This is a genomic window from Phenylobacterium sp. (assembly GCF_030679875.1).
Taxonomy (GTDB): Bacteria; Pseudomonadota; Alphaproteobacteria; order Caulobacterales; family Caulobacteraceae; genus Phenylobacterium.
The window spans coordinates 260758-283039 of sequence record NZ_JAUXSP010000021.1 but is presented as its reverse complement, the minus strand read 5'-3'; the positions used below and the strand labels follow the sequence as shown (position 1 = coordinate 283039).

The window sequence follows — 22282 nt, the reverse complement described above, 5'->3', positions numbered from 1 at the left end:
GAGGCAAGACCTGGGCCCAGACCGGGGCCTAGTCGGCCAGCCGGCTCACAGGCGTCTGAGCGGTGGTCAGAAGGCCGCGGGTCTGGCCGCCCACGAAGACCTGGAAAGCCTTCGGCTCCGACACATCAATGACCAGGCCCTTCATCTGCGGGGCCCCGTAGGCCTCGCCGGCCGCTAGCTGCCGGGCGAAATAGACTGAGCCATCGGCGCCGCGCACGATCAGGGCGGCTGACTCGCGGGCCTGAAGCACCACCGTGGCGGACTGAGGCGGGGTTCCATAGACTGCGCCATCAGCCTTGAAGGCCGCCGGCAGGTCGGTCGGATCGACCGCCGCTTCGGGGTTGCGCGCCCGGGCCTGGTTGGAGGCGATGACCGCATCGGCCGAGCCGCCGGCCGCGGCGGCCACGTCGAGACCCGGGGTCTCATAGAGCTCGGGCACGGTGGATTCCACCGGCGCGGGCAGGGGGGCGCCGAGCGCCAGGGGCCCCTGCGGTTCGGTCGGGCCGACGCCCTTTTCCGGCGCGGCGGCGGCGACCGGCGCCGCCGGCGCCTGAGCGTCCTGAATGCCCCGCTGGGCGAAGTTCCAGACCACAATGGCCCCGATCACCAGGGTTCCGGCCACGATGGCGAAGCCCAGCCGACGATCGCCGGTGCGGCGGACGCCTACGGGCTCACGCAGGGCGTCATCCGTGGCTGGCTCCTCGGCTTTGAAGCGGCTGACCGCCGCCTCGGCCTCAAGGCCCAGGGCCCGGGCATAGGAGCGGACATAGCCAATGGTGAAGGGCCGGGAGGGAAGATCCTCGATCCGCATCTCTTCGATGGCGGCCAGATAGGCGCGCCGGATCCGGGTCGAATCGGCCACGTCCTGCAGGGAGAGACCACGGAACTCCCGCGCCGCCTTGAGGGCTGCGCCGATGGTTGGGCCGGAGTCGAGGGTGGGCATGTAGGACTCGACGCTGGCGGCGGCCCGCTGGCCGTCGTAGCTCACGTTGAAGTCAGTGACTCGGCCCGTGTCGAGCGCCATGTCTGCTCGCCGCCCTCGAATAAAATTGCTGCGACCTAAGGTCGCCACCCGCCCTGTCCGTTTTGCACGGAACTATTAATTTCCCTTTTAGCATAACGCGATAGCCGACGGAACTCAATGTCGGCCTGTGGTTGATTCTCTACGGTCAAGCTATACCGACAGGTAGAGTTTCCGAGCCAGGGTCTCGATCTCGTTGCGCACCGACCCGCCGGTTCCGCGGATCAGGGCGGTGACCCCCCGGTGGGCCGCCTCGCGGTCGCAGGACAGCACCATCTGCTTCACCGGCCCAATGCCCGCGGGCGGCATGGACAGGCGCTCATAGCCCAGCGCCACCAGGGTGAAGGCCTCCAGCGGCCGGCCGGCCATCTCGCCACACACCGAAACCGGCGTGCCCGTATCGGCGCAGGCCTTCTGGATCTCGGCCAGCACCCGCAGGGCCGGCGGCGACAGCGGATCATACCGGTCGGCCATGCGGGCGTTGCCGCGGTCGGCGGCGAACAGATACTGCAGCAGGTCGTTTGTCCCGACCGACACGAAGTCGGTCATGGGCAGCAGGGCGTCCAGATGCCAGATCAGCGACGGCGCCTCGATCATGGCGCCCACGTCCAGGCGGGCCGGCGCGGGCCGACCGCGCCGCTGGGCCCAGGCGACTTCATGGTCCACCAGCGCCCGGGCGGCGCGGAACTCGTCCACGCTGGCCACCAGGGGGAACATGACGCGCAAGGCCCGACCCCGGGCCGCGGCGATCAGGGCCCGCAGTTGCAGGCGTAGAAGAGCGGGGCGATCCAGTCCCATGCGGATGGCCCGCCAGCCGAGCGCCGGGTTCTCCTCCCGTTCGGCCTCTAGATAGGGGAGGACCTTGTCGCCGCCGAGATCGAGGGTGCGGAAGGTCACCGGCAACCCGCCGGCGGCGTCCAGAACCCGGCTGTAGAGGGCGGTCTGGGCGTTGAAGCGGGGCAGCTCCTCGGCGACCATGAACTGGAATTCGGTGCGGAACAGGCCAATGCCCTCGGCCCCAGTCTCCCCCAGGATTTCCAGGTCCACGTCCAGACCCGCATTCATCAGCAGGGTGACCTTGACCCCGTCCCGGGTGAAGGCGGGCGTATCGCGCAGCTTGGCGAATTCGGCCCGACGCTGGGACCGGACCTCGATCCGCGAGCGGATGGCCTGCACCACGTCCAGGCGCGGCCGCAGATAGGCCTCGCCCGTCTCGGCGTCGACGATCACCGGGTCGCCCTCGGTCACCCGGTCGCGCAGGCCGTCCAGCCGCCCGACGCAGGGGATGTCCAGGGCTCGGGCGACGATGGCCGCATGGCTGGCTGAGGAGCCCTCCTCCAGCAGCAGACCCTTGAGCTTGTGGCGGTCGTATTCCAGCAGGTCGGCCGGGCCGAGGTTGCGGGCGATGAGGATGGCGTCTTCAGGCAGTTCGCGGGCCACATGGCCGTCGCCGGCCAGATGGCGCAGCAGTCGGTCGGCCAGGTCCTCGAAGTCGTGCAGCCGCTCGCGCAGATAGGGGTCGCGCGCCTGGCCCAGGCGCGCCCGATGCTCGGAACGCACCCGCTCCACGGCGGCCTCGGCGGTCAGGCCGTTGCGTACTGCATCCTGCAGGGACCGGTTCCAGCCCCGGTCGTGGGCGAACATCCGATAGGTGTCGAGCACCTCATAGGAGGCTTCCACCAGGCCGTGCTGGCCCTCCAGCATCTCGTCCAGCTGCGCCTGAAGGCTGGAAATGGCCTGGGTCAGCTTGGCTTCTTCCGCCACCACATCGTCGGCCAGCAGCTTCGACGGGGCCACAGGCGGCTCGTGCAGCACCGCCACGCCGAGCGCCAGGCCATCGGCGAACCGGGCGCCCTTCAGCCGTTCCGACCGATGAGGGGCGATCTCGACACCGGCCAGCTCGTCCTCGGAGATCAGTTCGCCCGCGACCATCTCGGCCAACACCATGGCGATGATCTGGACGTCCTCGACCTCGTCCTCGGTATAGACCCGCTCGGTGCGGTTCTGGACCACCAGCACGCCGATGGCCCGGCCGCCTCGCAGGAGGGGGACGCCGAGGAAGGCGTGATAGGGATCCTCGCCGGTCTCCGGGCGATAGGAGAAGGCCGGATGGTTCGGCGCGTCGGCCAGGTTCAGCGGCCGGCCCAGGCGCATGATCTCGCCCACCAAGCCTTCGCCCGGCCGCATACGGGTCAGGTGGACCGCCAGGGGATCGAGGCCCTCGGTGGCGAACAGCTCCATCTCGCCGCCCGAGCGGCGCATGTAGAGCGTGCACACCTCAGCGACCATGGAGCGCGCGATGATCCGCACCACCATGTCCAGGCGGTCCTGCGCCGGCGCGCTGCGCTGGACAGCCTCGCGGATCTGCCGCAGCAGGCTCCGTTGTCCCCGTATGACCGCGCCGGTCATCGCCATCTTCTGGTGGCCTCCTGTCCCTCAGGAATTTCTAGCAGCAACAGACGTCGGATCAGAGACGGAATTCGATCGCGCGCCAAACAGGCCACTATCGTGTCGCGCGGCTGAGCAGATCGATCAGCTCGCTGGCCTTGCGCCGTTGTTCCTCGGTGTCGCCGCTCACAATGGCGCCCTCGATACAGTGGTCCAGATGGTCTTTCAGAAGCTCGGTTTCGACCCGGGCGAGCGCCGCGCGAACGGCCTGCACCTGGGTGAGGATGTCGATGCAATAGCGATCATCCCCGACCATGCGGGCGATGCCGCGCACCTGGCCTTCGATACGGCTCAGGCGGTTGGTCAGCTTGGACTTGGTCTCTGCATCCTTCATGAGCGTCTCCGACACTGCCGTGATCATAACTCCAGGCCTGCATTTGCGTAATACCCTAAGGGGGTATAATTTGCCGGGGTCACGGAGGTCGCCATGCTGCAGTCTCATCATCATCGCGAGGGGAGGACCGGGACCGGGGACGCCGTAGATCCAGTTTGCGGCATGCGGGTGGCGATCGCCGGCGCGCGGCACGTGACCCAACATGACGACCAGTCCCACTATTTTTGCTGCGCCGGATGCCAGACCAAGTTCGAGGCCGATCCCCAGCGCTACCTGTCCCCCGGTGCGCCAGATGCCCCGGCGGCGGCGGGGACGATCTACACCTGCCCCATGCACCCCCAGATCCGCCAGGAAGGGCCAGGGGCCTGCCCGATCTGCGGCATGGCGCTGGAGCCTGACCTGGTCTCCGCCGAGGCCGCGCCCAACCACGAGCTAGCCGACTTCACGCGCCGCGCCTGGATCGGCGGCGTCCTGACCTTGCCGCTGTTTATGCTTGAGATGGGCGCGCACCTGTTTGGCCTCCATGCGCCCCTGCCCGAGGGCGTGGGAGGCTGGGTGCAACTCGGCCTGGCGACTCCAGTGGTCTGGTGGTCGGGCTGGCCCTTTATGCAGCGCGGCTGGCTGTCTCTGCGCACGCGCCAGTTCAACATGTTCACTTTGATCGCTCTGGGGGTATTGGCGGCCTGGGCCTTCAGCGCCGTCGCGGTCCTTGCGCCCGGGATCATCCCCGCCGCCTTCCGGGACGCCCATGGCGCGCCACCGCTCTATTTCGAGGCGGCCGCCGTCATCGTGGTCCTGGTTCTGGTCGGCCAGATCCTGGAGTTGCGCGCCCGCGAGCGGACCTCGGGCGCGTTGCGCGCCCTGTTGAATCTGGCGCCCAAGACCGCAATGCGGGTCAACGCCTATGGGCAGGACGCAGAAGTTCCGGTGGATCAGATTGCGCCCGGGGATCGACTGCGGGTCCGTCCTGGCGAGAAGATCGCCGTTGATGGCGAGGTGATTGAGGGGCGCGCTGCGGTCGACGAGTCCCTGCTCACCGGAGAGTCGCTGCCGGTCACCAAGGGGGTCGGCGACAAGGTCTCCGCCGGCGCCTTGAACACCACCGGCGGCTTCGTCATGCGGGCTGAAAGGGTCGGCGCCGAGACCCTGCTGGCTCAGATCGTCCAGCTTGTGGCGCAGGCCCAGCGTAGTCGCGCGCCGATCCAGCGGTTGGCTGACCGGGTGGCGGGCTGGTTCGTCCCAGCGGTGGTCACCGTGGCGGTCGCCGCCTTCATCGGCTGGAGTCTATTGGGCCCTGAGCCACGGCTGGCCTACGCCCTGGTGGCGGCCGTCTCTGTACTGATTATCGCGTGCCCCTGCGCCCTTGGGCTGGCGACGCCGATCTCGATCATGGTTGGGGTGGGGCGCGGCGCACAGGCCGGGGTTCTGATCCGTTCGGCTGAGGCCCTGGAACGTCTTGAGAAGGTCGACACCCTGGTGGTGGACAAGACCGGCACCCTGACCGAGGGGCGGCCCGATGTGGTGGCGGTGACGACCGTCGAGGAGATGCTTGAGGACGACCTGCTGCGGCTGGCGGCCAGCCTGGAGCGATCCAGCGAGCACCCGTTGGGCGCGGCCATTGTTCGCGCCGCCCAGGCCCGCAACCTGCCGCTGAGCGACCCAATGAACTTTGACTCCCCGATCGGCCGCGGCGTTCTGGGACAGGTGGAGGGGCGCGCGGTCGCGGTCGGCAGCGCCGCATTCCTCGCCGAACAGGGCGCGTCCGCAGTTTCCCTGAAAGAGGATGCCGAAGTCTACCGGCGGCAGGGGGCCACCGTGATCTTCGTCGCCCTCGACGGCGCCCTGGCGGGCCTGATCGCCATTGCTGACCCGATCAAGGACAGCGCTGGCCCGGCCATCGCCGCCCTGCACGCGGCGGGTCTCCGCATCCTGATGCTGACCGGCGACAACGAGGTGACAGCCCTGGCGGTCGCCGCGCGCCTGGGGATCGACGAGGTGCGCGCCGACGTGTCTCCTCAGGACAAGGCGCGCATTGTCGAGGAACTGCGAAAGGCCGGCCGGGTCGTGGCTATGGCTGGCGACGGGGTCAACGACGCCCCGGCCCTGGCCAGCGCCGATGTGGGAATCGCCATGGGCGCTGGCGCCGACGTCGCCAAAGAGAGCGCCGCGGTGACGCTGATCAATGGAGATCTGTCAGGCGTCATGCGTGCAGTCGGTCTATCCCGCGCGGTGATGGGCAATATCCGTCAGAACCTCGTGTTCGCATTCGCCTATAACGCCGCCGGCGTTCCCCTGGCGGCCGGCCTGCTCTACCCGGTCTTTGGCCTGCTGCTGTCCCCTGCGATCGCAGCCCTGGCCATGTCGTTGTCCTCGGTCAGCGTGGTGGGCAACGCCCTGCGCCTGCGGGGGCTGAAGTTCTGAGGCCAGTCGGACGAAGCCTCCTGGACGGCGGGCGACGGCGGGGCCATCCTCGCGGCCAACAAAGATAAGTCCTCGGGGAGGGGGCCATGCGTCTTGGATTGACGCTGCTGGCGCTGGGCTGGGTCCTGGCGCTGGGCGGCGGCTGGGCGGCCCATCTGGTTCAGACCTCCGGCGGGATGGAGGTGCGCGACGTGCGCTTTCCAGCCGGCGATGGGGTGCAACTCAGCGGCCTGCTCTATGTCCCGACTGACGCCACAGCGGATCGCCCGGCGCCGGCGGTGCTGCTTAGCCACGGTTACATCAACACCCGCGAGATGCAGTCGGCCTTCGCCATTGAACTGGCGCGGCGCGGCTTCGTCGTCCTGGCCATGGACATGTCCGGCCACGGATACTCGGAAGGCACGGTGGGCGCCCACGCCTTTGGCGGACCCGCAGCCTTCGCCTATCTGAGCGGCCTGCCCATGGTCGATCGGGGCAATATCGGCCTGGCCGGCCACAGCCTCGGCGGGGCGCCGTTGCTGTTTGCGGCCAAGGCCAATCCCGACGGCTACCGGTCCATGGTCCTGGTCGGCTCGACGCCGGGCATATTCGGCGCGCCCGAGGGCGAGGGGCGGAGCTTTCCGCGCAATCTGGCTGTGGTTTTTGGCCAGTATGACGAGTTTCCCGACCTGATGTGGCAGGTCCCGACGGGGGGCGGGATCGTGAATTCCGCCCGGCTCCAAGCCCTGTTCGAGACAGGTGGTCCGGTGCAGCCCGGCCGCGTCTATGGGGATATCGCCGCCGGCGACGCCCGCTGGCTGCAGGTCCCGCCCATCACCCACCCCTGGGAGCATTTTTCGGGTTCCGGCGTGGGGGCTGTGGTGGACTGGCTGCAACAGACCCTGGAGGGGGAAGCTCGACCGCTGCCAGCGCAGAACCAGATCTGGTTCTGGAAGGAGCTGGGGACGCTGGCGGGCCTGGTGGGCGCCATCCTGCTGATCCTGGGGACCTTCCAGGCGCTCAGCCACCTGGCCCGCCTTCCGGCCGCTGAGCCGAGGGGCGAGCGCCGCGACCGACGCTGGTGGATCGTCTTCGCCCTGACGGCGGCGGTTCCAGCCCTGACCTATTTTCCGTTCATGGCGCTGGGCCAGCTCTTTGCAGCCGGGCCGCTGTTTCCTCAGCAGGTCACCAACCAGCTCCTGGCCTGGGCCCTGCTGAACGCGATGATCACCCTGGGTCTGGCGCTCCTGGTGCGGGGACCGACGCCACGTTTCCAGCACCGCTGGCTGGTTGCGCCCCTGATCGCAGCGGCCTCCGTGGGCATGGCCTACGGCGCGGTGCTGGCCTGCGACGCCCTCTTCAAGACCGACTTCCGCTTCTGGGTCCTGGCGCTGAAACCCTTGGATGGCCGCCAGCTGGCCTACGCCCTGGCCTATCTTGGCCCCTGGACGCTGTTCTTCCTGGTCAGCCAGCGGTCCGTCGCGGCCCGGATCAGCCTGCGCGGCCAGGGCGCCGGCGCGGAGATGGCGGCCTGGGCCCTGGCCATGGGCCTTGGCTTCGTCGCCCTGCTTGCCCTCGAATATGGCGCCCTGTTCCTGACCGGACGGCTGCTGACGCCGGCCGAGCCGCTGAACACCATCATCGCCATCCAGTTCGCCCCGCTGCTCGGTTTGATCGGCGTGATCGGCGCCTTCACCTATCGACGGTCCAACAGCTACGTTCCAGGGGCCCTGATCTGCGCCCTGCTGATCACCTGGTACATTGTCGGCGGCACGGCCACCCATTGGGCTCCAGGGGCCTGAGGCTGTGGTCTAGGGGCGAGGTTGCGCAAACGCCCGGGCGGGTCTAGCGGAGGGCCTCCGCCGTTTCGTAGGTCAAAGCCTCTCCCCATGCTCACCGCCGCCCCCGCCGCCGGGAGCTGGAAAGACGTCCTGGCCGAAGGTCGGTTCGCCCAGTTTGTGCTGATCTGCCTGGCGGTCTGGCTGCATGCGGCCGACAGCCTGGTGACCGCCACCATCATGCCCAGCGTCGGGGCCGATCTTGGCGGCTACGCCTATTTCGGCTGGGCGACGGCCGGCTTTCTGCTCGGCTCCGTGGTGGCGGGCGCCAGCGCAGGTTGGCTGTCAGGGCGCACGGGCCTCAGGCGCGCCTTCGCGCTCTCGGCGGTGATCTATTCCTTCGGCTGTCTGATGAGCGCCGCGGCGCCGGACATCTGGACCTTCCTGGCCGGGCGCCTGGTCCAGGGGCTGGGCGGTGGCTGGCTGGCCGGGTTCAGCTCGGTGGCCATCGGCCTCCTGTTCCCCGACCGCACCCTGCCCAGAGTCTATGCTGCGGCCACTGGGATCTGGGGCATCGCCACCCTGATCGGGCCTCTGATGGGCGGGGTGTTCGCCGATGCGGGCCTGTGGCGCTGGGCCTTCTGGTCGTTTGTGATCCAGGGCCTGCTGGTGGCCGGGGCGGCGCTGTTCCTGCTGCCCAAGGGCGAGAAGGGGGAGGGCGGCGGCGTGCCAGCCCTGCAATTGCTGCTGATCGCCGGGGGCGTCGGCGCCATCGCCGCCGCCGATGTCCTGGGCGTCTTCAGCCTGGCGGTGATCCTGATCGCCGTGGGTCTTGGGGTTCTGGCGCTCAGCGTCAAGATCGACGCCCGATCGGCGGTCCGCCTGCTCCCGCAGAGCTCTGGCGACTTTCGCACCATCGGCGGCCTGGGGTTCGCCACCATGTTCCTGATGACGGCCGCCTCCATGGGCTTCACCGTCTATGGGCCAGCCATCCTGCAGACGACCCGGGGCTATTCGGCGCTGGCGGCGGGTTATGTGATCGGGGTCGAGGCCCTGGCCTGGACCGGTTCGGCCCTGGCCATCGCCCACCTGACCGGTGTCTGGCGGGGGCGGATGGTGCGGCTGGGCGCGGTGCTGGCCGCCCTGGGCATCGGCCTGTGCATCTTCGTCATCGCGGAGGGGCCGCTGTGGACCCTGCTGCTCGCCGCAGTCCTTTTGGGGTCAGGCTTTGGCCTGTCCTCGGCCTTCATCAACCAGATGGTGCTCGCAGCCCTGCCGGCCGATGAGCGCGGCCTGGGGGGCGGGGCGATCAATACGGTGCGGTTCACCGGCGCGGCGGTCGGCGCAGCGGTGGCAGGCGCCCTGGCCAATCTCGCAGGCTTCGGCGAGTCCCTGACCTTCACCAGCGCCAGCGCCGCGGCGCTCTGGGTGTTCGCCGCCGCGACGCCGGTCGCCGCGGCCGCCATCTTCACCGCCTGGCGCCTCAGCCAGAAGCAGGACGCCCAGGCTGATGTCGGGCCGATCGCCTAGAGCTTGTCCAGCTCGTAGGCCGCATGCAGGGCGCGGACGGCGAGTTCGGTATAGGCGGCGTCGATCAGCACGCTGATCTTGATCTCGCTGGTGGAGATGACCTGGATGTTGACGCCCTTCTCGGCCAGGGCGCCGAACATGGTCTTGGCCACGCCGGCGTGGCTGCGCATGCCCACCCCGATCACCGAGACCTTGGCCACGTCCTCGTTCACCGCCACGTCTTCGAAGCCGATCACCGACTTGGCCTGTCGCATGATCTCGATGGCCCGGGCCGCGTCCCGCTTGCCGACGGTGAACTCCATGTTCGCCGTGTCCTGGGTGCGGGCGTGGCTCTGGACGATCATGTCCACATTCACATTGGCGTCGGCCAGCCGCCCGAAGATCTCCGAGGAGACGCCGGGATGGTCGGGCAGGCCGAAGACGCTGATCTTGGCTTCGTCGCGGCTATAGGCGACGCCGCTCACGATGCGCTTTTCCACGATCTCCTCCTCGTCGCAGACGATGGTGCCCTGACCGGGGGCCTCTCCGGGTTCTACGAAACTCGATAGCACGCGCACCGGCATGTGCTGAGCCATGGCCAGCTCCACCGAGCGCGTCTGGAGCACCTTGGCGCCGAGGGAAGCCATCTCCAGCATCTCCTCGAAGGAGATTTTCGACAGCTTGCGGGCCTTGGACTCGATCCGCGGGTCGGTGGTGTAGACCCCGTCCACGTCGGTATAGATGTCGCAGCGTTCAGCCTTCAGGGCCGCGGCGATCGCCACGGCGCTGGTGTCGGACCCCCCGCGGCCGAGGGTGGCGATGCGGCCCTCGCGGGTCACGCCCTGGAAGCCGGCGATCACGGCCACTTCGCCGGCGTCCAGCGCCGCGGCCAGCTTCTCGGGCGGAATCTCCTCGATGCGGGCCCGGCCATGGGCGTCATCGGCGATGATCGGAATCTGCCAGCCCAGCCAGGAGCGGGCGGGAAGACCCATATTGCGAAGGGTCATGGCCAGCAGGCCGGCGGTCACCTGCTCGCCGGAGGCGACGACAGTGTCGTACTCATCATCGGACGGCGTCAGGCCCTCGGCTGCGGCGCCCGCGCCGTCAGTCCAGGCCACGAGCTCATTGGTCTTGCCTGACATGGCCGAGACCACCACGGCCACGCGGTGGCCAGCAGCCACTTCCGCGGCCACGAGCCGGCCCACGCGCCGGATACGCTCAAGGTCGGCCACCGAGGTGCCGCCGAATTTCATCACCAGACGGGCCACGCCGGATCGACCCCCGTTACAGAAGGCCGCCCTTCTACCGACGGCCAAGCCGGCCTGCAATGTAACATTCGCAAGTCACAGCCCGTGGCGCTGCGGCCTCCACGGCCGTGTCGACGCGCCGCCCTTCCGCAAGCCTCGCCGCACGCTATATGTGAGCCTATGTCCGCAAGCCCCGATCTTCGCTCCAGCATCGATCCCGAAGAGGTCGAGCGTTTCTCCCGCATCGCCGCCGAATGGTGGGACCCGCATGGCAAGTTCGCGCCGTTGCACCGGTTCAATCCGACCCGGCTGACCTTCATTCGCGACAAGACGCTGGCCCGGTTCGGCCGTGATCCTCTGGCGCGGCGGCCGTTCGAGGGCCTGCGTCTCTTGGATATCGGCTGCGGCGGCGGGCTGTTGTCGGAGCCCATGAGCCGGCTGGGCTTTGCGGTCACCGGCGTGGACGCCTCGGAGCGCAATATCGGCACAGCCAGCACCCATGCCGCCGAGCAGGGCCTGACCATCGACTATCGCTGCGCCACGGCCGAACAACTTCTGGCCGAGGGGACCGCACCCTTCGACGTGATCCTCAACATGGAGGTGATCGAGCACGTGGCTGATCCCGGCGCCTATCTGCGCAGCTGCGCCCAGCTGCTGGCGCCGGGGGGGATCATGATCGTCGCCACCTTGAACCGGACCTTGAAGGCCCTGGCCCTGGCCAAGGTCGGGGCCGAGTACATCCTGCGTTGGCTGCCGGCCGGCACCCACGACTGGCGCAAGTTCCTGACGCCCGATGAGCTGCGCGGGTTTCTGGCCGCCGAGCCGGTGAGCGTCGAGGGGCCCTATGGCGTGGTCTTCAACCCCCTGACCGGTCGCTGGTCTCAGGCCCGCGACAGCGAGGTCAACTACATGATGACGGTGACCCGGGCGGCGCCCTGATTTTTGAGAACCCGAAGACGGCCTGAGCGTTCATTGCTGCAATCAGGCTTGACCAGGGAGTATCGTGTGCCTCGCAAAAGGCCCAAGGGTGTCGTCGGCGTCGGTTGGGCGTGCTTTGCCTCCGCCATGCTTGGCCGGACCGAGCATGTCCCCATGTCCAAGGACTATCCGGACACACTGGTTCGGCGCACCAGCTTTGAGGCTGGAGGCGATTTGGGGTGGCGCATCTCGGCGCTGGAGAGCCCGCGGGACCTGCCGGCGCCCTGGAAGATCGTGGTGGTGACGGGATCACCCTCATGGGCGGAATACTGGGCGCCGGTGCTGGCCGCCCTGCCGGCGGACCGGGAGATGATCGTGGTTGATCGCCCGGGCTTCGGCGCCTCTCAGCCCAGCGACCATGTGCCAGACCTTGATGTGCAGGCGCTCGCCCTGTCTCCCCTGCTGAAGGCCGCTCCGGGACAGCAGATCTTGCTGGTGGGGCAATCCTATGGGGCGGCCATCGCCACCTTGATGGCCCGTCGACATGGTCGTCGCGTGCGCGGGCTTGTCCTGCTTTCGGGCTATTATGGCGAGCCTGGGCCCACCGCCCGGTGGCTGCTGGACACCGGCGGCCGGGCGCTTTCGCTGATCCCGCGGGACCTGCGCAATGCTGTGCTGGAGGTCACCGGCCAACCTGAGCGCCTCGCGCCGGTTCGCGAGGCCCTGGGCCGGTTGCCGATCCCGATTCATCTCATCCACGGCGACCGGGACGACTTCGCCCCGCTGGAGGCCGCCGAGCGGCTGGTGGCCGAGACCCGGGCGCGCAGGTCGATCCGGCTGGAGCGGGTCCCTGGCGCCGATCACTTCATCAATGATGGGCCCGCGGAGCGGCTGCTGGCCAGTCTGGACGCCTGTCTTCCGGCGCCCCGCCGCCGGTTCCCGCAGGTCCGCTGGCCTGTTCTGGCGGTTCCCAGCCTGGCGAACGTCGGGGCAGGGCTGTGGGCCCGTCTTCCGGCGGGGCTGCGGGACCGATCCTGGCCTGGCCTGTCGCCCACCCGTGAGGCCGCCTGACGGGTAGGGGTCATCGCACCCGGGCTCTAGCGGCAAAACCCTCTTGGCCCCTGTGACCTGAACGGCGATAACTCTTCTCAAGGGGGCCCGTTCAGTGGCCCTGAACCGGCCCGGTCAGCGGGCGCTCTTATGGGGAAGCACGACATGAAGGCCGCCGTTCTGCGCGAAGTGGGCAAGCCGCTTCAGATCGAAGACGTCCAGATCAACAAGCCTGGCCCCCATGAGGTGCTGATCCGCACCATGGCCGCCGGCGTCTGCCATTCCGACCTTCACTTCATCGAGGGCTCCTATCCGCACCCGCTGCCGGCTGTGCTGGGCCACGAGAGCGCCGGCATCGTCGAACAGGTGGGTTCGGAAGTCCGCACGGTGAAGCCGGGCGACCACGTCATCACCTGCCTGTCGGCTTACTGTGGCCACTGCGAGTCCTGCCTCACCGGCCGGATGAGCCTCTGCGTCTCCCCTGACACCAAGCGTGACAAGGACGAAGAGCCGCGGCTGATGCAGAATGGGGTCGGCCTGCCGCAGTTTCTGAACCTGTCCTCATTCGCCGAGCAGATGCTGATCCACGAGCATGCCTGCGTAGCCATCCGCAAGGACATGCCCTTCGACCGCGCCGCCCTGATCGGTTGTTCGGTGACCACCGGTGTCGGCGCGGTGATCCACACTTCCAATGTGCGGCCGGGCGAGACGGTCGCCATTATCGGCTGCGGCGGCGTCGGCCTTTCGGCGATCAACGGCGCGGCCATCGCCGGCGCCGGCCGGATCATCGCCATCGACATGGTGCCGGGTAAGCAGAACCTGGCCATGGCGTTCGGGGCGACGGACTTCATCTGCGCGGCTGACACCGATGCGGTGAAGGCGGTGATGGAGATGACCAAGGGCGGCGTGCATCACGCCTTCGAAGCCATTGGCCTGGCCAAGACCGCCGAGCAGGCCTTCAACATGCTGCGTCGCGGCGGCACCGCCAACATCATCGGCATGATCCCGGTGGGCCAGACCATCAATCTGATGGGCGCGGCCTTCCTGGGGGAGAAGCGCATCCAGGGTTCGATGATGGGGTCCAACCGCTTCCCCGTCGACATGCCCCGGCTGGTGGATTTCTACATGTCAGGCCGACTCAAACTTGATGACCTCGTGTCGCGCCGCCTGAAGCTGGAGCAGGTCAATGAAGCGTTCGACGAAATGAAGCGTGGGGAAATCGCCCGCTCTGTCATCGTCTTCGACGCCTGATCGCTCGATGTGGGAGCAGGCGGGACCAGACTTGGCCCGCCCCATTCCCTTAATAGGCGTGCAGGCTTGTTCCTCGCGTGGGGCAAGGGCAAGCTTCATCAACTGAGGTTCGGTCAACGACGTTCCTAGGGGGGAGATCGGGCGCGGCGGCATTGGTCCGCGACGATTCTGGGGGCGTCCAAAAGGGGCGGCGGCGGCCGCCCCTTTTTCTATGCTCCAGATTCAAAAGCGCGCGCACTCAATCCAGAAACCCGGGCCCAACCCGTGCGGAACGCGCTCCAGAGCCCCTATTCGGGCGTGAAGAAGCCCATCAGGGCTGGGCGCACATAGGCGCTGATCACCGTATCGACGGTGGCGTCCTCGCCCCAATGCTCCAGCAGCAGGACGGAATTGAACATCGCCATCACCAGGTGAGCCGACAGCAGAGGGTCTGCGGGCCGGATGGAGCCGTCGGCGATGCCGTCGCTGATAATGCCGGAGAAGGCGTTGGCGATCTGCTGGAAGCGGCCAGAAATTGACCGGCGGAGTTCGCCCGGCATGGCGGACAAGGCGAAGTGGCGCAGCATGCGGCCCCGCTCGCCGCTGGTCTGATGGGCCGTGAGAGAGGCCGCGATCAGCCACAGGCGCTCCCAGCCCGTGGGCTCGGATCCGCCGCGGGTCTTGGCCTCGTCGATCAGGTCGAAGGTGCGCTCGAAGCAGGCCCGCGCCAACTCGTCCTTGTCGGTGTTGTGGTGGTAGAATGACCCCTTGGTGACGTTGAGATAGGCTGAAATCTTGTCGACGGAGGCGCCGCGATAGCCCTCGCGGTTGATGATCTCTGTGGCCGCCACCAGGAACCGCTCGCGGGTCACCTCGTCATTGAGGGCCGGCGGCGCGCCCAGGTCCAGCAGGGTCCGGTGGGGCTGGGCCTGACCGGGGGCGGCCAGACCATTGATCATCACATCGGAGATTTTCTCGGCGACGCGCCCAAAGTCGGCGATCTCATAACCGGCGATCCAGGTGTCGGACCAGCAGAGTTGATCGATGATCAGGTGGGCCAGCATGTAGCGCCGCGGACCCGTGAGCCACGGCGCGTCGGTGGGCCGCAACAGCCGGGCGAGCCTCTGGCGCAGGGCGCGATAGGCCTCGACCAGTTCCTCGTCGCCGGGCGCGCCGATCTGGGTGATCTCACCGAACGGCAGGAGGCGCGGCGCTTCTCCCAGCACGATCCCCCGGCGGGTCTCGAAATAGGCGCCGACGAAGGCCCGCAACCTGGCCTGGGCGGTCTCCTCGCGCTCGGCGATTTCGAGCATGGCGTTGAACCGCGAGAGGGTCAGCCGCATGCACTCGGCCGCCAGATCTTCCTTGCGCTTGAAGTAGTAGGTCAGGCTGACCGGATGCAGGTCCATCCGCTTGGCGACAGCCGCCAGGGTGAAACCGCTGACGCCCTGGTCGATGAACACCTTGCAAGCGGCGCTGAGAATGGCGTCGCGGCGGGCGGCGTAGCGGGCGCGGGTCGGTGGACGGGTCGCGACGGTCACGGAGCCTCCGAGTGGTGACGTTCGCTCGTTACGCCAGCTTAGGCCCGCGACGCGGCCGGCGAAACCCTGACGCTAGGTCAGGACAGCGCAGGTTCAGCGCCGCAGATCCGCCAACGCGACGGTGTCGATCTCCGCGGCCGCCAGCTTGACCGCCTCGGCGTCCTTGGCCGGGCTGGAGCTGGCCAGCAGAGTGTCGATCCGGGTCTTCTTGGCCTTGAATGCCGCCAATTCGCCGCCGGCCAGGATGGTGCCCTGAGGCACCTTGGCGCCGATGGGATTGACCCGCTGGCCGTTTCTCCAGACTTCGTAGTGCAGGTGGGGGCCGGTCGACATGCCGGTGGAGCCCACATAGGCGATGACCTGGCCTTGCTTCACACGCATTCCGGGACGGATGTCCTTGGCGAAGCGGGAGGCGTGGGCGTATCCGGTCTCCCAACCATCTGCATGGCGGACGCGGACCCAGTTGCCATAGCCGCCCCAGCGGCGAGCCTCGACAATCACACCGTCGCCGGCCGACAGGATCGGGGTGCCGGTGCCGGCCCCAAAGTCCACGCCCTGGTGGCTGCGGCGGAAGCCCAGCACCGGGTGGCGGCGAGGGCCGAAATTGGAGGTGATGCGGGCGCCGTCCACCGGCGTACGCAGGAGGAAGCCGCGGATATTCTTCCCGCTCTCGTCGAAATAGTCGACGTCGCCATTATTGCGCTCAAAGCGGTAGAATTTGACGCCCTTGACCTCGGCGTATTCGAGCTCGCCAGTTTCGACGATCCGGCCGCTCTCGGTGACCTTGCGTTCGAAGACCAGCTTGAATTCGTCTCCAGCCTTGATGTCGCGCTGGAAGTCCAGCTTGTGCGCGAACAGCTTCACGACCTTGGCGGTGACCGTGGAGTTGGCGCCCAGCTTGGCGGCGCTCTCATAGAGGGAGCCGTGGATTTCGCCCTGGGCGACAGTGGTCTCGTTGCGGATCGCCTCTTCCATCTCGCGCAGGCGCAGGGCGCCGTCGAAGGTGCGCGACAGGGTGACAGCGGTGGCTGGGCCGGTCCGCAGCGAGAGGCCAATCAGGCGAGCCTGTCCGGCCTCGTCCTGCGGTCGCGCAATTGCGGCGTCAAAGGTCATGCCGGCCTTGATATGGACGGTGTCCATGGCCTCGCCCAGGGTGCGGACCGCCAGCCGCGCCTCCTCAATGGAGACACCGGTGCGGGCGACGGCGGCTTCAAGGGTGTCGCCAGGCAGAACCTTGACGGCGACATTCTCGGGCCGGGCGAAGCCCGGCAAGGCCTCGGCCCTGGCGAACGCCTCATGCTGCAGGGCGCTGATGGCCGCTGAGTCCAGCAGGGGTGGAACGGGGGCGGTGGCCTCGGCGGCGGTCAGCTTCCAGCCCATCGCCAGGGCGCAGATGCCGCCGATCCCCACCATCAGGCGGGGCGCGTAGCGCAGCGTAGGACGTCTAGGATCGAACTCTTGCATCGTGCCCCCGGATTCCAACGACGCCACAGTCTGGGTCACCAATGACCTGACACGACGAGATACAGCAAGTGGTAGGCCATGCCAGAGTCGGGTCATGCGGTTAACCGTTGGTAACTTTAGGGAGATTGGTCAATTTGTCGCCCCTTGGCGCGCCACGGGGGAAACGGGTCGCCTGAAGGATGAATCGCCTCACAGCAGGTCCAGGACGCGTTCAGGGGGGCGACACAGGGCGACCCCCTTTTCAGTCACGACGATGGGCCGGTTGACGAGGATGGGGTCGAGAATCATCGCCGCGATAATGGCTTCGTCCGACGTCGCCGGATCGGTCAAGCCAAGCTCTGCGGCCTGGGTGCCCCGCTCGCGAAGCAGGTCGCGAACGCCGACGCCGGAACGATCCCCCAGGTCCTGGAGTTGATCCCGGGTCCAACCGACCTTCAGATATTCCACGACGGTCGGTTCGACGCCCTTTTCCCGCAGGAGGGCGAGGGTGTTCCGCGAGGTTCCGCAGGCGGGGTTGTGATAGATCACCACGTCGGGTCGGCTCATGCCCAAGGGATAGCCGAGCCCGGCGCTCGAACCAAGCAAAGCCTTACCAAGAAAGCGATTTTGATCCCGTCACGATCGAGGAATCCGATGTGTCGAAGGCCATCAGGTCAGCGGGACGGGGCGGAAGAGGCGTAGCCCCAGCCGGCCATCCGGGCGTCACCGCCCCATATCGCACCTCGAGCTGACCCGACGGCGCCCCGGGCCGGAAGCTGATCTGTACGGGTTGAGTCTCCGCACCCCATCGCAACTGCGACCATTGCCCAGGCTCGGCCAGGAGGGGCGCGGGCACGCCATTCAGCCGCACCTCATCGACGGGGCCGGAGACGCGCAGCTCCAGGATCAGGGTCGCGGCGCCGGGGGGTGGCGTGGCTGACAGAACCTGTCGCCCGCCACCGCCGTCGAGGGCCAGCTGCGGAGCTGGAAGATCCAGCATGGCTGCGGCCGCGGCCTGAACGGGCCGTCGCCAGACCGGGCTGGCGTCCAGGGGCGCGATCTCGCCCCCGTCGGCGATGAGGGCCCGACGGCTCCAGGCGGTAAGCCCTGGGGCGGCCTCCAGGCGGTGGGCCCGCCCCTCGGTCTGATCGACCATGTGCTGGACCATGGTGACCTGCGGATAGCGCGCCGACCACGGCGGGTCGAACCGAACGATGGCGAGCACCACGAGGCCGGCCCCGAGCACCAGCAGGGCGGTGATCCGGCCGGCGCCGCCCATCCGCGGGTGGGCGAACGGCCAGAGCAGGAAGGCTGCGAGCCAGGCGGTCAGCGAAAGCAGCTCCACCACGTCGAGGTTGACGTAGACGGCGTGGATCGCGAAGCCGAGCCAGCCAAGGCCTACCGCCCCGATCGCGATCAGAGGCAGACGCAGGGCCAGGGTCCTGGCGGCCCCCAGATGGCTCAGCGCGGCGGCTGCGCAGGCCAGGAGCAGGGGCCAGGAGATTAGGAAGCTGGTGGTCGGCGCCGCGATCTGCAGGGCCACGCCGCCCATGAGGCCCGTGGCCAGAAGGCCCGCCCAGCCCGCGCTGCGTTGCGCCGGTCGCCCGAAGGCGACGAGGGCGGTCAGGGCGGCGGCCACCCCAAGGCCCAGCGCGACGGGGTCCCAGCCCCCGAACACCTGGCAGCCAAGGGCCGCGCCTAGCGTCAGCAGGGCCGTGGTCAAGCGCATGCCCCCCTTGGCCAGGGCCGCTGCGGCCAACAGGATGACGCCGAGCCCAAGAAGGACGACCACCGCCTCGAACCGGGCCGCCTGGGCGAGCAGCTCACGCTGTTCGAGAAAACCTGTCCCGACCCCGGTGGCCTGTCTGGCGAACCGCAGGACGACGGCGCTGGCCAGCAGCACATAGACGCCGGCCATGGCGCCCTTGCCGACGTCTATCAGGCGGAAGTCCGCGAGCTTGCGGGTTCTCGCCAGGGCCAGGGTCAGGAGCAGGGCGGCCAGGCCGAGAAGGCCCCAGCCGAGGGCTGGGGCGTAGGCCACGGTCTTTCCCCCAGGCAGGGGCGCATAGACCCTGTCTGGCCCTTGAACCGGCAAGGTGTCGGAATAGGCGGCGGCGACAGCGGCGGCCAGGGCCTGGTCGCCCAGGTCCTGCACGGACCTCAGGGACAGGTTCTCCAGCGTGGCCGTCGGGCTGTGATAGTCGAACTGCCGTCCCGCAAAGGCGTAGTTCAGGCCTGCGATCCCCTGGTCCCGGGGGATCGAGAAGTCGGTGTCATTGGGCATGCGTTCATAGGCGAACACGGCCAGGGAGTTGGACGGAGAGCCCGGCGCGACCCGGGCGAACAGCTCAACGGTCGGGCCGCCATTCATGCCGGTCTCGAACATGGTGACCCGCCCGGCCGAGCCTCGGGCCTCCAGGTTCATCACGAAGCCAATGGTCTGGGCCAAGGGGTCCTGCTCAAAAAAGGCCCGGGCGCCCAGCAGGCCGATCTCCTCGCCGTCGGTGAAGATCACCACCACGTTGCGCTCTGGCTGCCCCCGGGCGCGCAGGTTGCTGATGACTTCGAGGATGGCTGCGACGCCGGCGGCGTCGTCGCCCGCGCCGGGCGAGCGCGGCACGCTGTCATAGTGGGCCATCAGCGCCAGGGCGGGCGCCTTAGGATCGCGACCCGGCAGGACCCCCACGAGGTTTTCGATCCGCGCGCCGGTGACGAAGGTCTTGCCGCCGACCTCCCGGGACATGAACGGACGAGCGATCGTCACACGGGGCGCGAGGCCAAGCGCCGTCATTCGGGCGGTCAGGTGCTCCCGAACCGCGAAGTTGGCGGGGCTGCCGGTGGGATGGGGAGCCTGGGCGACGACTTCGATATCGGCCCGGGCCCGGCCAGCTGAAAAGACCTCGGCGGGGGCGTCTGCGGGCAAGGGGCGAGGGCCTCGTTCCCCGAGCCAGCTGATCGCCAACCCCAGGATCAGGCAGGCCACCAGCGCGATCGTACGTTCCATGGCGCGTCGTCCCTGTCTTGTTCTTGGCGGGGAACCTAGCCTGTTTTCCGGGACTGACTATCTTCGCTCGCCCAGCTGGGGTGGGCGGCGGACGCAAAAACGCCCGCCGGAAGGAGCGGCGGGCGTTTCAGCACTCGTGGTTCAGGCCTCGCGCCGATCAGGCGGCGACGGCGGCCTCCTGGGGATCGCGCAGCACATAGCCGCGGCCCCAGACAGTTTCGATGTGGTGCTTGCCCTCGGCGGCCGCGGCCAGCTTCTTGCGCAGCTTGCAGATGAAGACGTCGATGATCTTCAGCTCGGGCTCGTCCATGCCGCCATAGAGGTGGTTCAGGAACATTTCCTTGGTGAGCGTCGTCCCTTTGCGCAGGGAGAGCAGCTCGAGCATCTGGTATTCCTTGCCGGTCAGGTGGACCCGCGCGCCGTTCACCTCAACGGTCTTGGCGTCCAGGTTGACCACGATGTCGCCGGTGCGGATCACCGACTGGGCGTGGCCCTTGGAGCGCCGGACCACCGCGTGGATGCGGGCGATCAGCTCATCCTTGTGGAAGGGCTTGGTCATGTAGTCGTCGCCGCCGGCGCCGAAAGTCTTGACCTTGGTGTCGATCTCGGCCGAGCCGGACAGGATCATGACCGGGGTGTTGATCTTACCCACCCGCAGGGTCCGCAGCACATCCATGCCGCTCATGTCGGGCAGGTTGAGATCTAGCAGAATGAGATCGTAGTCGTAGATCTTGCCCAGATCGACGCCTTCCTCTCCCAGGTCGGTCGTATAGACGTTGAAGCCTTCTGACTTCAGCATCAGTTCGATGCTCTGCGCCGTGGCGCTGTCATCCTCAATCAATAGAACGCGCATCAGTCCCTCCTCGAACGACAGCGCAGCTTGGATGTCTCCGGTTCGGAAACCCTCCAAGCCCCTCCCGGTAATCTTGCCGGTGAGTTAATTTAAGACCGGTTAATATTGAAGGGCCTCTGAGCAATTGGTTAATCCGATTTGAGAATCAGCGGCAAGGGCTGGGACGCGGCGGCGGGTCGCAGTCCAGTTGAATCTTTTGTGATTGGACGGTCGGGGCGAATTGGGTCGTGGCGTGGCCGGTCCAAAGGTGGGGAACGGGGGCGCGCCTTGGCCGTTTGCCTGGGCAAGCCCCAGACCCTTGCCGCCAAAAGGACTCCCCATGCCTGTCAAGCTGAAGCCCCTGTCCGAACAGGTCATCGTGATCACGGGCGCCTCGTCTGGCATCGGGTTGGCCACCGCCCGGCGGGCGGCCAAGGCCGGCGCAGCTGTCGTGCTCGCCGCGCGCAATGAGGGCGCGCTCAAGACCATCGCCGAGGAAATTAACACCGCGGGCGGCCGGGCCCATGCCGTCGCCGGCGACGTCGGCGACCCGGCCCAGGTCGAGGCCATCGCCCGAGCGGCCATCGCGCGGTTCGGTGGCTTCGACACCTGGATCAATGACGCCGGTGTCGGCCTCTATGGCGACCTGCAGACCGTGCCCCTGGAGGATCATGAGCGGGTGTTCCGCACCAACTATTTCGGCGTGGTCAATGGATCGCTGGAGGCGGTGAAGCACCTCAAGGGCCGCCGATCCGGAGGCGCGATTATCAATCTGGGCTCGGTGCTGTCTGACGTCTCGGTCCCAATGATGGGAGCCTATTCGGCGTCCAAACACGCGGTGAAGGGCTTTACCGACGCTTTGCGGATGGAACTGGCCCGGGCCAAGGCGCCGATCAGCGTCACCCTGATCAAGCCGAGCAGCATCTCCACCCCCTTCGCCGACCATGCCCGCAACTACATGGACAAGGCGCCGCGCGTTCCGCCCCCGGTCTATGCGCCGGAGGTGGTGGCCGATGCGATCCTGCATGCGGCCCAAAATCCTATCCGCCATGTGACCGTAGGGTCAGGCGGCCGGCAGATGGTGCTGTTGGGCGGGGGCGTGCCGCGTCTCGCCGACCGGCTATTCGCCCTGGCCATCCCAAAGCTCTCAACTCGCAAGGGCGACAAGCCTGCCGGCGACAACCTCTATGCGGCGGGGAAGGACGGGCATGTCCGTACCGACGCCCATGGCGGGCGTCGGTTCAGTGTCTACACCCGCGCCCAGCAGCATCCGGGGGTGACCGTGGGCGTCGGGCTGTTGGCCCTGGTCGCCGCCGCCGCTTACCTCGGCCGGGGGCCGATCTCTCGCAACGCCCGACCGATCGCCGCCAGGCTGGCGCGGCCCATGGTCGCACGGGCGGCGTTACGCCGGCCGATGGCCGCCGCCAGGCTCGCCATCCGCCACCCCCGCGAGGCGCTCGGCCTCGCGAGAGCCCTTCGCTAAGGGGTTCGGCTCCCGGGTTCGTTTACGAATCTTCACCTGGGATT

Annotated in this window: 16 protein-coding genes; 7 read left to right on the top strand and 9 right to left on the bottom strand. The window is 68.0% G+C overall.

Annotated features, from left to right (window positions below):
* Positions 1 to 28: 28 nt before the first annotated feature.
* From Q8K84_RS14785 to Q8K84_RS14775, 3 genes are all read right to left on the bottom strand, one after another.
* Positions 29 to 1024, bottom strand: a complete 996-nt coding sequence (locus tag Q8K84_RS14785) for a RodZ family helix-turn-helix domain-containing protein (protein WP_305283472.1) — start codon at positions 1022 to 1024, stop codon at positions 29 to 31.
* 150 nt (positions 1025 to 1174) lie between these two features.
* Complete coding sequence (gene ptsP, locus Q8K84_RS14780) at positions 1175 to 3436, bottom strand: phosphoenolpyruvate--protein phosphotransferase (RefSeq protein WP_305283471.1); 2262 nt, start codon at positions 3434 to 3436, stop codon at positions 1175 to 1177.
* Positions 3437 to 3524: 88 nt separating this feature from the next.
* Entirely contained in the window at positions 3525 to 3803 is a 279-nt protein-coding gene (locus tag Q8K84_RS14775) for a metal-sensitive transcriptional regulator (RefSeq protein WP_305283470.1), read from the bottom strand.
* Between the two features lie 93 nt (positions 3804 to 3896).
* Between Q8K84_RS14775 and Q8K84_RS14770 the strand changes: the two genes are divergently transcribed.
* The 3 genes from Q8K84_RS14770 to Q8K84_RS14760 all read left to right on the top strand — a co-directional run bounded on the left by Q8K84_RS14770 (position 3897) and on the right by Q8K84_RS14760 (position 9511).
* A complete protein-coding gene (locus tag Q8K84_RS14770) occupies positions 3897 to 6224 on the top strand; it encodes a heavy metal translocating P-type ATPase (protein WP_305283469.1) in 2328 nt (775 codons plus the stop codon).
* A gap of 86 nt (positions 6225 to 6310) precedes the next feature.
* On the top strand, positions 6311 to 8005 hold the full coding sequence (locus tag Q8K84_RS14765) for an alpha/beta hydrolase (RefSeq protein WP_305283468.1): 1695 nt from the start codon (positions 6311 to 6313) through the stop codon (positions 8003 to 8005).
* An 87-nt stretch (positions 8006 to 8092) separates the two neighbouring features.
* Positions 8093 to 9511 (top strand): MFS transporter, encoded by a 1419-nt coding sequence (locus Q8K84_RS14760; protein WP_305283467.1) that lies wholly within the window; start codon positions 8093 to 8095, stop codon positions 9509 to 9511.
* Here Q8K84_RS14760 and Q8K84_RS14755 read toward each other — a convergent pair.
* Entirely contained in the window at positions 9508 to 10758 is a 1251-nt protein-coding gene (locus tag Q8K84_RS14755; protein WP_305283466.1) for an aspartate kinase, read from the bottom strand. The genes Q8K84_RS14760 and Q8K84_RS14755 overlap by 4 nt on opposite strands.
* A gap of 159 nt (positions 10759 to 10917) precedes the next feature.
* Between Q8K84_RS14755 and ubiG the strand changes: the two genes are divergently transcribed.
* From ubiG to Q8K84_RS14740, 3 genes are all read left to right on the top strand, one after another.
* Positions 10918 to 11676: a bifunctional 2-polyprenyl-6-hydroxyphenol methylase/3-demethylubiquinol 3-O-methyltransferase UbiG gene (gene ubiG, locus Q8K84_RS14750; protein WP_305283465.1), complete on the top strand. Its 759-nt coding sequence runs from the start codon at positions 10918 to 10920 to the stop codon at positions 11674 to 11676.
* A gap of 66 nt (positions 11677 to 11742) precedes the next feature.
* A complete protein-coding gene (locus Q8K84_RS14745; RefSeq protein ID WP_305283464.1) occupies positions 11743 to 12726 on the top strand; it encodes an alpha/beta fold hydrolase in 984 nt (327 codons plus the stop codon).
* A 144-nt stretch (positions 12727 to 12870) separates the two neighbouring features.
* Positions 12871 to 13956, top strand: a complete 1086-nt coding sequence (locus Q8K84_RS14740) for a Zn-dependent alcohol dehydrogenase (RefSeq protein ID WP_305283463.1) — start codon at positions 12871 to 12873, stop codon at positions 13954 to 13956.
* Between the two features lie 287 nt (positions 13957 to 14243).
* Here Q8K84_RS14740 and Q8K84_RS14735 read toward each other — a convergent pair whose 3' ends face one another.
* From Q8K84_RS14735 to ctrA, 5 genes are all read right to left on the bottom strand, one after another.
* Positions 14244 to 15476, bottom strand: a complete 1233-nt coding sequence (locus Q8K84_RS14735) for a TetR/AcrR family transcriptional regulator (protein ID WP_305283461.1) — start codon at positions 15474 to 15476, stop codon at positions 14244 to 14246.
* A 93-nt stretch (positions 15477 to 15569) separates the two neighbouring features.
* Positions 15570 to 16940, bottom strand: a complete 1371-nt coding sequence (locus Q8K84_RS14730; RefSeq protein WP_305283460.1) for a peptidoglycan DD-metalloendopeptidase family protein — start codon at positions 16938 to 16940, stop codon at positions 15570 to 15572.
* A gap of 189 nt (positions 16941 to 17129) precedes the next feature.
* Entirely contained in the window at positions 17130 to 17486 is a 357-nt protein-coding gene (arsC, locus tag Q8K84_RS14725) for an arsenate reductase (glutaredoxin) (RefSeq protein ID WP_305283459.1), read from the bottom strand.
* A 43-nt stretch (positions 17487 to 17529) separates the two neighbouring features.
* Positions 17530 to 19923, bottom strand: coding sequence for a M20/M25/M40 family metallo-hydrolase (locus tag Q8K84_RS14720; RefSeq protein WP_305283458.1), 2394 nt, complete (start codon positions 19921 to 19923; stop codon positions 17530 to 17532).
* A gap of 157 nt (positions 19924 to 20080) precedes the next feature.
* Complete coding sequence (gene ctrA, locus Q8K84_RS14715) at positions 20081 to 20776, bottom strand: response regulator transcription factor CtrA (RefSeq protein ID WP_293316510.1); 696 nt, start codon at positions 20774 to 20776, stop codon at positions 20081 to 20083.
* A gap of 319 nt (positions 20777 to 21095) precedes the next feature.
* Here ctrA and Q8K84_RS14710 point away from each other — a divergent pair, with 319 nt between their 5' ends.
* On the top strand, positions 21096 to 22238 hold the full coding sequence (locus Q8K84_RS14710; protein WP_305283457.1) for an SDR family oxidoreductase: 1143 nt from the start codon (positions 21096 to 21098) through the stop codon (positions 22236 to 22238).
* The last annotated feature ends 44 nt before the right edge of the window (positions 22239 to 22282 follow it).

Excerpts from the sequence above, each read along its gene's own strand:
- Q8K84_RS14785 (WP_305283472.1), bottom strand. The coding sequence starts at position 1,024 with ATGGCGCTCGACACGGGCCGAGTCACTGACTTCAACGTGAGCTACGAC.
- ptsP (WP_305283471.1), bottom strand. The coding sequence starts at position 3,436 with ATGGCGATGACCGGCGCGGTCATACGGGGACAACGGAGCCTGCTGCGG.
- Q8K84_RS14775 (WP_305283470.1), bottom strand. The coding sequence starts at position 3,803 with ATGAAGGATGCAGAGACCAAGTCCAAGCTGACCAACCGCCTGAGCCGT.
- Q8K84_RS14770 (WP_305283469.1), top strand. The coding sequence starts at position 3,897 with ATGCTGCAGTCTCATCATCATCGCGAGGGGAGGACCGGGACCGGGGAC.
- Q8K84_RS14765 (WP_305283468.1), top strand. The coding sequence starts at position 6,311 with ATGCGTCTTGGATTGACGCTGCTGGCGCTGGGCTGGGTCCTGGCGCTG.
- Q8K84_RS14760 (WP_305283467.1), top strand. The coding sequence starts at position 8,093 with ATGCTCACCGCCGCCCCCGCCGCCGGGAGCTGGAAAGACGTCCTGGCC.
- ubiG (WP_305283465.1), top strand. The coding sequence starts at position 10,918 with ATGTCCGCAAGCCCCGATCTTCGCTCCAGCATCGATCCCGAAGAGGTC.
- Q8K84_RS14740 (WP_305283463.1), top strand. The coding sequence starts at position 12,871 with ATGAAGGCCGCCGTTCTGCGCGAAGTGGGCAAGCCGCTTCAGATCGAA.
- Q8K84_RS14730 (WP_305283460.1), bottom strand. The coding sequence starts at position 16,940 with ATGCAAGAGTTCGATCCTAGACGTCCTACGCTGCGCTACGCGCCCCGC.
- arsC (WP_305283459.1), bottom strand. The coding sequence starts at position 17,486 with ATGAGCCGACCCGACGTGGTGATCTATCACAACCCCGCCTGCGGAACC.
- Q8K84_RS14720 (WP_305283458.1), bottom strand. The coding sequence starts at position 19,923 with ATGGAACGTACGATCGCGCTGGTGGCCTGCCTGATCCTGGGGTTGGCG.
- ctrA (WP_293316510.1), bottom strand. The coding sequence starts at position 20,776 with ATGCGCGTTCTATTGATTGAGGATGACAGCGCCACGGCGCAGAGCATC.
- Q8K84_RS14710 (WP_305283457.1), top strand. The coding sequence starts at position 21,096 with ATGCCTGTCAAGCTGAAGCCCCTGTCCGAACAGGTCATCGTGATCACG.